The 12,462-nt window shown below is 59.8% G+C and carries 13 protein-coding genes; 3 read left to right on the top strand and 10 right to left on the bottom strand.

The genetic code is table 11. From position 1 onward, the window contains the following. Positions 1-96: 96 nt before the first annotated feature. On the bottom strand, positions 97-1,299 hold the full coding sequence (locus RS897_RS15930) for an ABC transporter substrate-binding protein (RefSeq protein WP_315837481.1): 1,203 nt from the start codon (positions 1,297-1,299) through the stop codon (positions 97-99). A gap of 294 nt (positions 1,300-1,593) precedes the next feature. Here RS897_RS15930 and RS897_RS15925 point away from each other — a divergent pair, with 294 nt between their 5' ends. From RS897_RS15925 to RS897_RS15915, 3 genes are all read left to right on the top strand, one after another. Further along, positions 1,594-2,130 carry a TetR/AcrR family transcriptional regulator gene (locus RS897_RS15925; RefSeq protein ID WP_315837480.1) on the top strand — a complete coding sequence of 179 codons (537 nt, stop codon included), beginning with the start codon at positions 1,594-1,596 and terminating at the stop codon, positions 2,128-2,130. A 141-nt stretch (positions 2,131-2,271) separates the two neighbouring features. Next, positions 2,272-3,150: an alpha/beta fold hydrolase gene (locus RS897_RS15920; protein ID WP_315837479.1), complete on the top strand. Its 879-nt coding sequence runs from the start codon at positions 2,272-2,274 to the stop codon at positions 3,148-3,150. Between the two features lie 35 nt (positions 3,151-3,185). After that, the gene (locus tag RS897_RS15915) at positions 3,186-4,037 is read left to right on the top strand and encodes an alpha/beta fold hydrolase (RefSeq protein ID WP_315837478.1); all 852 of its coding nucleotides are present in this window, start codon (positions 3,186-3,188) and stop codon (positions 4,035-4,037) included. A 128-nt stretch (positions 4,038-4,165) separates the two neighbouring features. Here RS897_RS15915 and RS897_RS15910 read toward each other — a convergent pair whose 3' ends face one another. From RS897_RS15910 to RS897_RS15870, 9 genes are all read right to left on the bottom strand, one after another. Beyond that, positions 4,166-5,035 carry an intradiol ring-cleavage dioxygenase gene (locus RS897_RS15910; protein WP_315837477.1) on the bottom strand — a complete coding sequence of 290 codons (870 nt, stop codon included), beginning with the start codon at positions 5,033-5,035 and terminating at the stop codon, positions 4,166-4,168. Between the two features lie 43 nt (positions 5,036-5,078). Continuing rightward, positions 5,079-6,149, bottom strand: a complete 1,071-nt coding sequence (locus RS897_RS15905; protein ID WP_315837476.1) for a maleylacetate reductase — start codon at positions 6,147-6,149, stop codon at positions 5,079-5,081. Then, positions 6,149-6,760, bottom strand: coding sequence for a nuclear transport factor 2 family protein (locus RS897_RS15900; protein ID WP_315837475.1), 612 nt, complete (start codon positions 6,758-6,760; stop codon positions 6,149-6,151). Before RS897_RS15900 ends, RS897_RS15905 begins: the two co-directional genes overlap by 1 nt. Before the next feature lie 63 nt (positions 6,761-6,823). Next, on the bottom strand, positions 6,824-7,633 hold the full coding sequence (locus RS897_RS15895) for an IclR family transcriptional regulator (protein ID WP_315837474.1): 810 nt from the start codon (positions 7,631-7,633) through the stop codon (positions 6,824-6,826). A gap of 158 nt (positions 7,634-7,791) precedes the next feature. After that, positions 7,792-8,625, bottom strand: a complete 834-nt coding sequence (locus RS897_RS15890) for a shikimate dehydrogenase family protein (RefSeq protein ID WP_315837473.1) — start codon at positions 8,623-8,625, stop codon at positions 7,792-7,794. A 3-nt stretch (positions 8,626-8,628) separates the two neighbouring features. Next, positions 8,629-9,444, bottom strand: coding sequence for a sugar phosphate isomerase/epimerase family protein (locus RS897_RS15885; protein ID WP_315837472.1), 816 nt, complete (start codon positions 9,442-9,444; stop codon positions 8,629-8,631). Between the two features lie 74 nt (positions 9,445-9,518). After that, complete coding sequence (locus RS897_RS15880) at positions 9,519-10,442, bottom strand: alpha/beta fold hydrolase (protein WP_315837471.1); 924 nt, start codon at positions 10,440-10,442, stop codon at positions 9,519-9,521. A gap of 52 nt (positions 10,443-10,494) precedes the next feature. After that, positions 10,495-11,637, bottom strand: coding sequence for an epoxide hydrolase family protein (locus RS897_RS15875; RefSeq protein WP_315837470.1), 1,143 nt, complete (start codon positions 11,635-11,637; stop codon positions 10,495-10,497). Continuing rightward, the gene (locus RS897_RS15870) at positions 11,634-12,443 is read right to left on the bottom strand and encodes a sugar phosphate isomerase/epimerase family protein (RefSeq protein ID WP_315837469.1); all 810 of its coding nucleotides are present in this window, start codon (positions 12,441-12,443) and stop codon (positions 11,634-11,636) included. Before RS897_RS15870 ends, RS897_RS15875 begins: the two co-directional genes overlap by 4 nt. Positions 12,444-12,462: the final 19 nt, after the last annotated feature.

Below are 12,462 nucleotides of genomic sequence, written 5' to 3'. Positions count from 1 at the left end.
GCAAGCTCGATAATAAGAGCCATTTCTTCCCAGTGATTTGAACGACCCGGGCTTCACTTGAGGAAAGGATCCTGTCGGAGCAAATACGTACTTGAGTTACCGGTTGCCGAAACGACTCTCAATCCACTCCAGTCCGGCCATTCCGTCCGGCGGGTTTACCTCGCTCGGCCGAAAGCGCATTATTTCGGTCAGCTCTATTTCCCCGCCCGGGCTCCGCTTTACCGTCCCGTAGACAGCCTCCGCGACGGCCTGACGACCGTTCGCACGAGCCATAGAGATAGTGGATCCCACACCTTCGAAAGTTGAACCGGCCAGCAATGACGCGATATCAATCGTCGCTGAAGTTGCGCCGGCCTTGTCCCACGCAGCCTTCAGACCGAGTAGCGCGTTGGCAACTCCATACGAGGGATAAATCGGCGCTACTTCGTATCGGTCGCGGTAGCAGGCATTGAACCAGCGATTCAACTCTGTGTCGTGTGCCAACAGCCCGTGCGAACCGCGGCCACCGATGATTGTCCCCTCAGGAATTGTCTTAGCCAGACGGTGAAGTCCGCTTTCTCCGGAAACCAAAAGCAAGCGCGCGTCCGGTATTGCTTTCCGTGCGACTTCTACCAACCGAAACAGATCAAGACCCCAATTACCGGAATGTACGAGTTGGACACCTTGCTCTTTCAGAATTTTGATCGGGGTATCAACTGCACCTGAATATAGCGGGGCGAAATGCCCCCCCACCTCTTGGGCATCCGGCTGAAGAACCTGCAATGCCGCGCGAAATTCTCTCCAACTATCCGTTCCCCAAACGTATTGTTGGTTGATGCCGCCAAAACCCAAGCCACAGAAACCGAGTTGGGCTGCCACATAGCGAGCAGCTCCGACAGCGTCCGTTGTTGTTGTCGTTTGGGTACGAAACACCCAGTCCCATTGCCGAGCGAATAACTGACTCGCGCCGCCGCCGGCGATGACGGTCAGCAGGCGTAGCTCTTCGGCGATAGGAGCAATGGCCATCGCAATTGCGCTGCCCGCGTAGCCAACGACAATGTCTGCACCGTCGGCGCGTATGCGCTGCAACTGTTCGACCTGGTCGCTCTCTGAGCCGCCCTCGTCGTAAACTCTCAAGGACAACTTGCGACCGGCGAAGCCCCGAGACGAGTATGGCTCGGGTAGTTCGTCTCCGGCGTTGATGGCTTCCACCATGAGTTCTGCGGCATTCCGGGCGGGAAAGCCGAAAGGCGCAGCTGCGCGCCCCGAGAGATAGGTCACGACGGCCACATTTACGGGCTTGTTTGTAACCGACCCCATCCGCATCCTCCGATTATACGGCTCAATAATTTATGGACCATTCGGTCCTTAAATGCAACCCCCTCGCCCTGGACTCCGGGCGTCGCCTCACGGTCCCTGTCGTTCAGCGCAGGAGGGTGAGCGTTTAACCCTGTCGTTCCATGTTGAGGCAGTCTCACGCCGGCGCGCCACTGTGAGAACACGCTTGCTGTTCGCGACCGATTGGTCTATTTATGGGGCATGATACGACAGACTTCGCAACGGGCGCGTGGCCGCCCGAGAGAGTTCGATACGGATGAGGCTATTGAAAGCGCCATGGGCGTTTTCTGGTCGTCTGGTTATTACGCGACATCGTTGCCTGACCTCCTTGAGGCAACAAATCTTTCACGCGGAAGCCTCTATGCAGCCTTTGGCGACAAGCACGGGCTTTTCTTGCATGCTCTCGACCGATACATCGCCGAGTCCTTGACGCGCCTCGATGTCGAGTTGGACCCGCAAAAAGATGCTTTGGCTGGCGTCCGAGCGTGTCTTGCGAGATACGTCGAGCGGACCAGTGGGGCTGCCGGAAAGCGGGGGTGCCTAGTCGTGGCGACCGCCATGGAATTGGCTGGCCATGACACCGAGGTAGAGCAGCGAATTCGGCGGTTTTTTAAGGCAATGGAGACGCGGCTGACGGCGGCATTGGTGCGCGCAAAGTCGGGAGGTCGACTAGCGGATGGTGTCGAGCCCGCAACGGCCGCCCGCTTGATTCTGTGTCTGCTCGAAGGCATGCGTGTCGTTAGCAAGACGAGTTCGGACCGGAGTGCATCCCAAGCCGTGGTCCAGACCCTTATCGATCGCTTCGCAAAGTAGTTCATCCCATGCCAAGCAAGTCGGTTCGTGCGAGCATTTTTAAACCAAAAGGTCTACAAATAACCTCACGCGATCTGGGCGAATTTGCCGGTGTGCGCTGGTTTGCCGGTAGTCCTTATCGAATCTCCAAGGGATATTGCCGTGGACACTGAAGTGAGACGTTACGAATCCCTGCGAGCCGGTGACATCCGCTTCGCCTATCACCGGTCAGGCCATGGCGGACTTCCGATCGTTTTGCTTCATGGCTGGCCACAAACATCGCATGCTTGGCGCCGGGTGGCACCGCTCCTGGTTTCAGAATGCGATGTCGTGATTCCTGATTTGCCGGGCTTTGGCTACACGTCGAAACCCGATGGCGGCTTCGATAAAAAGACAATTGCCTGTCGCCTCAGGGATTTTGTGCGGGCGCTTGGTTTGTCGCGCATCGCGTTGGCCGGTCACGATCTCGGTGGGCACGTCGCCTATGCCTACTCCGCACAATGGCCGGAAGAGGTTAGCCACCTGATCTTCATCGAGAGCAGCCTTCCGAGTTTCGGCCAGGAAGAAGCGATGGACGTGTCGAAAGGTGGAAGCTGGCACTTCGGCTTCAATATGGCTGGCGACATCTCCGAGGAGTTGGTTCGCGGACGGGAGAAGCTTTTCGTGGATCATTTCATGCGGCGCGAGAAAGTTGGACTCTTCGATTCAAATTCAGTGAGCGACGCCGACATCGAACATTACGCACGCGCGCTTCAGCGACCAGGCGCGTTGAGGTCCTCCTTTAGCTACTACCGCACGTTACCAATCGACCGGAGCGATAATTCCGTCTGGGGACGGACGCCCCTGCCAATGCCCGTCCTGGCGATCGGAACTGAGTGGGGCTACGGCCCCGCTTCCGAACACACCATTCGTCGGGTCGCGAAAGATGTTCGGGCCACGATCATCGAACGCTGCGGACATTACCCTGCAGAGGAAACTCCGAGCGAGTTAGCTCGCGTGATCACTGATTTCTTGGTGACGGCACCATCGATCGCACGTTGAGCTTCTCGACGCCAAATTCAACGAAAGGACCCGCAATGAATTCCAAGTTGGACGACTTCCGTCATCAAGTGCTGCGCGCAGGTGATGTAAAGATCCATGCTGTCGTAGGTGGCGAGGGGCCGCCGCTCGTTCTCCTCCATGGCTGGCCACAGACCTGGTGGGAATGGCGCAAGATTATGCCAGTGCTTGCCGAGCGACATACCGTGGTTGCCCTCGATCTGCGCGGAGCAGGTCATTCCGACTGCCCTCAGGGCGGCTATGACAAGGCAAGCCTGGCCGAAGACGTGCACGGCGCAATGGGAGCATTAGGTTTCAAGCACTATGCTGTCTGCGGGCATGACATCGGAGCGATGGTCGCCTTGGCCCTGGCCTTCACGCACCGCGAGGCTGTGACGCGCCTTGCAATCCTGGATGCGCCGATGCCGGGATGGAGCCAGTGGGAGGCGAATTTCGCTGACCCGATGGTTTGGCATTTCGCGTTCCATATGAAGCGTGATCTGCCGGAGCGCCTCATTTACGGTCGCGAGTTCGACTACGTCTCGGTGTTCTTCGCCGATCGGACGTTTAACCATGGTGCGCTACCGGTCGAGGAAGTGGAAGTTTATGCGCGCGCTATGGCTAAGCCCGGGAATACCCGGGGTGGCCTCGAGTGGTACCGCGCTTTCCCGGAGGACCACGCAAACGCTTTAAACTGGAAGCAAAATCCCTTGACGATACCTGTCCTCGCATTGGGAGGCGAGCATCGGTGGGGACCGAAGATCGTCCCCATGCTGGAGGAATTTGCTACCAACGTGTCAGGTGGCAGCATCCCGGAATGTGGTCATTGGTTAGTAGAGGAACGGCCGGCGGAGTCGGCCGAAGCACTTCTCAAATTTTTCGCTCAATGAAGCGTTAGGACCAGCACTCCCGCATCATCGTCGCCGCTATCGGCGGAAGTGCGACGCGTCTTTACCGGCTATGTCAGTTCTAGCGGTTCTGATTTGTCCGTCAGAGAGCAGGACCGTCGAAACCTTAGTCACCTGCCGGCATCGGCGAGTACAAAATCGTAGCGCAGTGCCGCCATGTCCTTCGCAACCCTGTTGCCTCGCGCGGTCGGTCCAACGGATTGCGTCTCGAGTTCGCAAATCAGGGCATCTTTGACGCCAAACACAACATCGGAATCGAGGTACTCGCTGTCTGCCAGAAACAAATGTGTTACGAGGGTTTCGCAGTTCGGCGCGGAGATCATGAAGTGGACGTGCGCTGGACGGTATGGATGACGGGCTTGCGCCTTGAGCATGTCCCCTACCGGTCCATCATCGGGAATAGGATACGCGGCAGGGACGACGGTTCGGAACCAGAACTCTCCCTTGGCATCGGTGCGCACGATGCCGCGTCCGGCAAGGCTGGCCAACCCCGTCTCGCTTTGAACGTCATAGAAACCCTCTGCGTCGGCGTGCCAAAACTCGACGACCGCACCGATGATCGGCTTTGCGTCGATGCCGCTGACCCTGCCCTCGACCAGAAGCGGCTCACTGGCCATTCCGCCGGAGATATCTTCCCCGAGTGCGAACTCGGGCGCGTCGGCAACGTGGAAGGGGCCCAGCACCGTGGTTTGGGTAGCATTGCCGGGAAGGCGGTGGTTGATCGCATCCACCAGCATCGAAACACCTAGGGTGTCGGAAAGCAGAATGAATTCCTGTCTTGTGTCTGTGCATTTTTGGCCGACGCGGGTCAGGAACGCGATAGCCTCGGCCCATTCCTTTTGGCTCGGCTCTACCTCGCGCACGAAATCGTGCAGGTGACGGACTATTGCCTCGCTGATGATACGCTGCCGGAGATTGGGCGCATTGCGCACCCGTTCCAGCACCGCTTCAGTTATGGTCGTCTCGTCGAAATTTCGCATCGCTGCCTCTTGTCCTTGTCGCTCGAGACGAAGCGCTGGTGGCTTATCCGCCACGTGGGGCTTCACCTGACCATGCCCTCGCAAGCATCGATTGCAATGCAGCCGCATCGAGCGGCCGAGGGTTCGAGTATTGATCCTGCATGACCTGATCCACCGCTTGCGCAATACCCTCCCGGGGCATGCCAAGTTCGGCCAGGGAAAGCGGATTGGCGAGCGTCCGATTGAGCGCGAACAGACCGGATGCAGCGCCTGCTCTCTTCAGAGCTTTCGCGACGCGGACCATCGCTGCCGGCGCGGCAGCGCTGTTATACGCGACAACATGGGGCAGCATGACAGCGTGCGTCTCGGCATGGCGTAGATCGAATTTTCCGCCCAGCACGTGACAGATCTTGTGATGAAGCCCCATCGCAACAGAGCCGAGACAAATGCCGGACAGCCAGGCGCCGTATTGGGCAGCTTCGCGCGCGGCAATTTCGTTCGGTACAGTGAGAATACATGGCAAAGCGCGCCCGAGTGCCGCGATGCCTTCTTCCGCCATCAGCGAAATGACAGGATTGGTGTCGTGGGCATATAACGCCTCCACCGCATGCGCGATGGCGTTGACGCCACTGACGGCCGAGAGCCCAGGTGGCAGCGAGAGTGTCAGGTCAACGTCGTAGATAACGACTTCCGGCAGCACCTTTGGCGAACGCAGAGTGGTCTTTTGGCCTTCGCTGGTCTCCCCCAGGATCGGTGTCATTTCGGAGCCCGCATAGGTGGTGGGGACCGCGATCTGCGGTAGATCGGTCCGCAGCGCCAAGGCTTTGCTCAGGCCAATCGTTGAACCGCCGCCGATCGCGACAAGACTGTCGCAATCCGCAGCCTGCAACTGGGAAAGCGCCGCCTGGGTGACGGTCATCGGCGTGTGCATCGTCGCTTCCGCGAACACCGAGCGAGCTCCGAATTCCGTAGCCGCACGCAGCGCCAGTTCGCGTTGGTCCGTCGTGCAGACCACGAAGGCTCGTCGGCAGCCCAATCGCTCCAACTCCGCCGCGATCTCTCGCATTCTACCGGACCCGAACAACACTCGGCCGGGGTTAGGAACGTAAGTAAAGGAAGCTGTGGCCGGTTGCACTAGGGTGTCGCCCCGCCAAGCCACGCGGCGCCTTGCGAATAAAGTTGATCTACCTTCGGTCCCTTGAGGCCCGGCATGTCCGGCTTGACTGTGTAGCCGATCCGCGTCTGCATATACGCGAGGTGGCGGTAGCCTTCGGGAAAACGAGCCAACAAGGCAGGGTCGAGCTCCAGCTTGGCTGAGGGCGAGACCGGGTCGATTCGATCCTTCTCATAAATCGGCTGCCGTAGAACGATGCCCCAGCGCCCGTTTCGCCTTTCCAAGAAATCATAGAAGCGCCCGGTGCAAACGACGTCACAGGTTACGCCCTCGACATCGCCGCGCTGGGAGATTGTCATTTTGGTCTGCGAGATTGCGCGGTCGCCAGCCACCTCGATCGAAATTCCTCCGAGGAAATGCAGGATACTCACGCCGCGCGCCCAGCCGTCTTGGCTGACGCGAATGAACTCGTCGGCACTCCCCTGGAACCAGGTTGCCATCATGCGCCCATCGGCGTGCCATACCTGCCGAAATCGCTCCCAATCGCCGGAGTCGCGCCAGACCACCCAATTTTCGAGCAAGTCCCGAATCTGTCGGTGATCCGTCACCTCTTGCTCTGACTTCGCCGCCATATCCATTTCCAACTTGTTCTTATTTACGAACAAGTTCTCATATATGTACATTCTTGGTGAATGTCAATCGCGGCGGGATTCGATGTCTCCTCGCTTCAGGCGCGGACGCAGGAGCAGATGCCGCAGCAAGTCATCGCGGGTTTGAATCAAGGCATGCTCGGCCTTGCGTTGCATCTCCGGATTGAAGCGCGATGCCGGAATTGCGACGTTAATTGCTCCCAGCGGTTCTCCGGCGGGGTCAAGCACCGGAACTCCGATGCCGATGATCCCGGGGGTCCACTCCTCGTGGGAGTACGCAAAGCCTTTGGTACGGATTTTCTCGATCTCCTGCCGCAATACCTTGACCGAATGGATGGTCTTCGGCGTCGCTCGCTCGAACTGGACACGGGCAAAATATTCCTTCTGAAAATCGCCCGGCATGTATGCCAAAATCGCCTTACCGCCGGAAGTGGCGTAGAGCGGGGCCAGATCGCCCAACCGCATATGGGTGACAAGTCGATGCGGTCCGAGAATGGTTGCCGCGACCTCGGCATCGTCGCCCCTGAGAAGATTCAACGCGCTGCTCTCTCCGGTCTTCTGCGTCAGGTCCGCCAGGAATGTTTCCGACTGCGTCGCCAGATCGCGCATTCGCCCTGCGCTCTGCGACAGGCTGAGCAGCGCCTCGCCGACACGGTATCCGCGGCCGTTAACCGTGCCCTCGACATAACCACGGGCGATCAAATTCTTCAGCAACTGCGAAAGGCTGCTCTTGGGAATCTGCAATATCTCGGCGATCTCGCTATGCGACATCTCGCGCCCCGCGTGCGCGAGCAACTCGAGCAAATCGAGCACGCGATCGGCAGATTTGACGGCCGCCAGAACAGAATCTGACATGAGCAACCCTCTCAGTTCACATATACGAACTCTTCTGCCAATTTGAGGGGCCTGTCAACGCGGCACGAATCGTCTCGCGGGTCGCGAGCACTGCGCGCTATCAGGAGCCCAACGGCGAGGCGCCTGGTGAGCTCTTTCAACGCCGTTCTTGCCCGGAACTAAGCGAGTCCTTTCCGAAAGAATTCAACTTGAGCATCGAGTTGATAAAGCATCACGGCTTCGCCGAGCTGCGTCTGGCAGCCACGCGCCATCGCGTGCTTCAAGAATGCCGTCACTGGCGGCTTCATGACCACTTCGGCTACCAGCATCTCCGGCGACAACAGCGCCGGGTCTAGCGGGAGAGGATCATCCTCGCGCATGCCGAGGGGAGTCGCGTTCACTACCAAGGCTGCTCCGCGCGGATCGGCCGTTTCAACCGATGCGACCGAATAGTTGGCCTGTTGCATGCGCGCTGCGAGCGCGTTGGCGCGGGCGGCGGAGACATCGAAGACGCGCACCGATGCTCCGGCCAGGACAAGTTCCATGGCAACAGCACACCCGGCACCACCCGCACCGATCACGAAGGCGCTCTGACCATTTGGGTCGAAACCGCGATCTATTAGGCCGCGCACAAAGCCGACACCATCGAGAATGTCACCGCTCCAAGAGCTATCCGCTTCGCGACGCGCGACATTAATCGCGCCGACCAGGCGCGCGCGCTCGGAGCAGCGATCGACCAATTCGGCCATGGGTATCTTATGCGGCACGGTGATCACCAAACCATCGAGATTTCTGATTAGCTTCAGGCCGCCAAATGCTATCGGCAAGACGACGGCCGGCACGTGCAGCGGCAGAAGGGCCGCGTTGAGGCCGGCCTGACGCAGACGTTGAGTCATCGGAGATGGTGCGCGCACCTGCGACACCGGATCACCGATGAGCCCGTAAATGCGCAGCTGTCCGTTGGGAAAGTCGTTATCCAAGCCAATCGCTTCAGATGCCGGGGCGTTGGCCATGACTCAATTCCAGCCATGGAGGTGCAGCGCTTGCCGGGCTGCGGCCATATCGGCATCCGGTGTTTGAGATATCACTTCCACGATGCTCGTCCCGGAAAAATCGATCTCACGCAACGCCTGCACAACCGCGGCGAAGTCGACGGCGGACTGACCAATTGGAGCGTGATCCCATTTGCTGCGGCTTGCATCGGAAAGATGGACCTGGCGTAACCAGCGTCCGGCAGTACGGATCGCTTGAGTCTGGTCTTCGCCAACGAATTCACCATTCGCTACGTCGTACGCAATTCCGAGCTGATCGCTGCCAACCGATTCCAGAAACGTCACCATTTGCTGCACCGTCGGCATCGGACTCATATGGTGATTTTCCAAGATCAAACGCACTCCCGCCCGCTCCGCGTGGGGAATAAGCGTATCGAGTCCGGCCTTTAACCAACCGTACGACGCTTCCGGCGGCGGCGGTACGAAGTTGGCCCGTCTTCCCGGAACAACAACGATCATCGGCACGCAGACCTCTTCACAGAGGTCGATCATGTCGAGAAATTGTTGGACCGAGTATTCGCGCATCTGCGGCGTAACGCTGCACAGATTTTGATCGGTACTCGGTAAATTCAACGAATCGAAGTTCAAGCCTTCGCTGGCGAGCAGATCGCGAAGCGCGCGACGTTGGGTTATATCGATGTCGTAGGGCCACAAGTGCGGTGGAATCGTAAGAACGTCGAATCGACTATATCCCACGCTCTGCAAGCGCCGAAGGGCCGCTTCCAAGCCGCATGTCTGGAGATAGGTCCATGTGCTTGCGCCAAGGGAGAGAGTTTTCACGTGGTTTCCTTCAATTTGACGAGACGCACGGTGGCCACGGAGCAACGGCTTCCATCTCCTGGTCCGTGCGCGATTCAATCATTTGCATCGCTCCGCAACGAAGCCTCGAGGAACGGGACGACCTTTTCGATTACCGCTTCGGCAGCCTGTTCCGGCAAAAGATGGCCGCAGGCTATGTCGAATCCCTGGACGTCGTCCGCCCAACGGCGCCAAACATCGGGCGCCGTCAGCTTGCCGCTTTCCATTCCACTGGCGACAAGCCGCTCGGCGGCCCAGAGCACCATCACGGGGCAAACAATCTTGCGTCCCGATGCACGGTCAGCCGCATCATGTTCAACATCGACGTCATAGGCGGACCGATAGTCCTCTATCATCGCTTGGCGCACCGAAGTCCGTCGAAACGCCTCGCGGTAAGCGTCCACGGCGGCGGGATGGAGTTTCTCGATTCCGCCGGCCATCTGGTTCAGCGTGGCATCAAGAAAGGCATCCGGATCGGCCGCCAGCATGCGCTCCGGCAAATCGCCTGGCTGGGCGAAAAGAAACCAGTGAAAGGCTCCCTTGGCAAATTGCCGGTCGACGGCGGGCCAAACATCGAGTGTCGGCACGACGGCGAGCGAACAATACGCGCTCACACGATCCGGATGATCGAGCGCGAGCCGATAACCGACGCGCGCTCCCCGGTCATGTCCGACGACGGCAAAGCGATCGTGCCCGAGCGCGCGCATCAGCGCGACGAGTTCCGCACCGACCGCCCGCTTGTGCCAGGGCCCGTCATCGAGCACGCGGCTCTTCCCGTAGCCCGGCAGGTCGGGTGCAATGACGGTGTAGCTCTCCGCCAGGGCCGGCGCGACATCGTGCCAGGTGGCATGACATTGCGGATAGCCATGCAACAGGAGGACCGGTGGCCCCTCTCCGCCGATCACGCCCGCGAAGCGCACACGTGAGGTCTGGCGATCGAGCGCTGAAAACCCTTCAAAGAGGCGCGAAGCCTGGCTCATGTGGACGATCTTTCAATGACAAATTGATTCGACTTCTTTCGCGGCGAGCAGCTCATCGGAAGGCGCGGATAAACGCCAGCAAATCATCCGCCAGTAAACCGGGCTCCTCGGTAGCCATGAAGTGACCTCCGCGCGGCAAGACACTCCAGCGCGCGATCTCGAACTGCCGGCGGGCAAAGGATTCCGGCGGTATGCCGCCAATCTCAGCAGCCGACAGGTAGAAGCCGACGGGTACCTTGACTTGCGCGCCATCCAACCGTGCGCCGGGCGGCCAATCGTAGACAAAATAGGGCAGGAACGATGTGGCGATCGTATTCGATATCCAATAGAGCGAGGCGTGGCTGAGGATGATGTCCATGACCTCGGTGCTCGCGCAATCCAGCCCGTCACTCCAGGAACCCCACTTCTCCGCCAGCCAGGCAGCGAGCCCCGCGGGAGAGTCGCTCAGTCCGTAGGCGAGACTGAGCGGTTTGGTCTGCTGAACATGCATGTAGCCGCCCTCCGCAGTAGCCCATTGCTCGCGCCGGACAAGATAGGCCCGCTCGTCCACTGTGGGTACCGCCTCGCCCGGCAACGCCACCCGGAGCGCATTCGAGCTGACATGAATGCCCCTCACCCGCTGCGGATGTCGCACACCGAGCCACGACGTCACCCGCGCGCCGATATCGCCGCCGCTGGCAAAGAATCGTTCGTATCCCAGCGACGTCATCACGCGCGCCCACAGGTCGGCGATGGCAGCGCCGGTATATCCTTCGAGGCTTCGCGCAGGAGAAGAAAAGCCGAATCCCGGCAGCGACGGGATGACGAGATGGCAGGCATCTTCGGCACGACCACCAAACCGTTCCGGCTCGGTCATCCGCTCGATTAGCGGGACGATCTCCAGGAAGCTGCTGGGCCAGCCGTGCGTCATGATCACGGGCACCGCCTGTTGATGCGGGCTTCGGGCATGCACGAGATGAACCGCCGCACCGTCAATGGTAACGTTCTCATGTGGTAACGCAGCAAGGCGCTGTCGCAGAGAGTCGAAGTCAAACTGATTGGCCCAATACTGCGCCAAACGCCTGGCATCATCGGAGCTCGTACCAAGCGACCGATCGTCACGCGAATCGTAGGACGGCCAGCGCGTTGCAAGAAGTCGAGCCCGCAGCGCGCCAACCTGCTCGTCGGGGACCGGAAGCGTGAATGGAGTGGTCATCTTGCGATTAGCTCCCGGAGCAACTGCCTCGTCCCGGACGCAGCCAAGCCCGCGCGTTCCGCCGGCGGCAAGCCGGCCCGGCGGGCGCTCGGGGCCTCGATGGCGATCGGCGTGTCCCGGGGAAATGCTCTGATGAAATCAGCGAGCCAAAGCCCACCTTCTCCCGGATAGAGCCGCCCTTCTCGCGCCTCGGGCCGCACCCCTTCCGGTGCCGGGAGGATAGCCGGCGCATCGCACAAGTGCATGTAGGAAAACAGCGCCGGATCGTATTGCGCGAGATCTGCCGGGCTGCCGCCCGAGCGGCTGAGATGCAGCGCATCTACCAGCACGCCCGCATTCGTGGGCGCGGCCTCCGTTAGCAGTGCGACGGCCTGCGCCAGCGAGCGGATCTGGGAATACGGAATGAATTCCAGCATCACCCGCACCCCCCTGAGGTTGGCCGCCGCACAGAGGCGGGAAAAGTTTCGCGCGAGCCGCCCGCGATCGGGGTCATTGCCCACTACGATCACATATCCAGCGCCTAACTCGACGGCGACGTCGAGAGCAGGCTCCAATGACGCGACGTCGCTTTCGGCCGTCAGCCAGATCGCTTCGACGTCGAGCACCCTAATGCCTGTCTCCACGAGCCGCCGCTTGATGCTGCGGATCAAGTTCGGATTGCCGATCACCGGGAATACATGGTCGGTTGGAAAAGGCGGTACGATGCGCAGTCCGATTGCATCATATCCTCCGGCCTGCGCGGACTCGATCAGCGTGATCGGATCTGCTTCAACGACCGTGAAGTGGGCTAACGAAAGAAGTGGCATTCCTTGTCCTCGTCGGAGA

The sequence above is a fragment of the Bradyrhizobium prioriisuperbiae genome, from assembly GCF_032397745.1.
Classification (GTDB): Bacteria; Pseudomonadota; Alphaproteobacteria; order Rhizobiales; family Xanthobacteraceae; genus Bradyrhizobium_A; species Bradyrhizobium_A prioriisuperbiae.
Note: the sequence above shows the minus strand (reverse complement) of the source record. Positions and strands in the feature narration are given on the sequence as shown.

Bases quoted from the DNA above. Each gene is read 5' to 3' on its own strand.
- RS897_RS15925 (WP_315837480.1), top strand. From the start codon at position 1,594: ATGGGCGTTTTCTGGTCGTCTGGTTATTACGCGACATCGTTGCCTGAC.
- RS897_RS15880 (WP_315837471.1), bottom strand. From the start codon at position 10,442: ATGAGCCAGGCTTCGCGCCTCTTTGAAGGGTTTTCAGCGCTCGATCGC.
- RS897_RS15930 (WP_315837481.1), bottom strand. From the start codon at position 1,299: ATGGGGTCGGTTACAAACAAGCCCGTAAATGTGGCCGTCGTGACCTAT.
- RS897_RS15915 (WP_315837478.1), top strand. From the start codon at position 3,186: ATGAATTCCAAGTTGGACGACTTCCGTCATCAAGTGCTGCGCGCAGGT.
- RS897_RS15890 (WP_315837473.1), bottom strand. From the start codon at position 8,625: ATGGCCAACGCCCCGGCATCTGAAGCGATTGGCTTGGATAACGACTTT.
- RS897_RS15875 (WP_315837470.1), bottom strand. From the start codon at position 11,637: ATGACCACTCCATTCACGCTTCCGGTCCCCGACGAGCAGGTTGGCGCG.
- RS897_RS15900 (WP_315837475.1), bottom strand. From the start codon at position 6,760: ATGGCGGCGAAGTCAGAGCAAGAGGTGACGGATCACCGACAGATTCGG.
- RS897_RS15870 (WP_315837469.1), bottom strand. From the start codon at position 12,443: ATGCCACTTCTTTCGTTAGCCCACTTCACGGTCGTTGAAGCAGATCCG.
- RS897_RS15910 (WP_315837477.1), bottom strand. From the start codon at position 5,035: ATGCGAAATTTCGACGAGACGACCATAACTGAAGCGGTGCTGGAACGG.
- RS897_RS15895 (WP_315837474.1), bottom strand. From the start codon at position 7,633: ATGTCAGATTCTGTTCTGGCGGCCGTCAAATCTGCCGATCGCGTGCTC.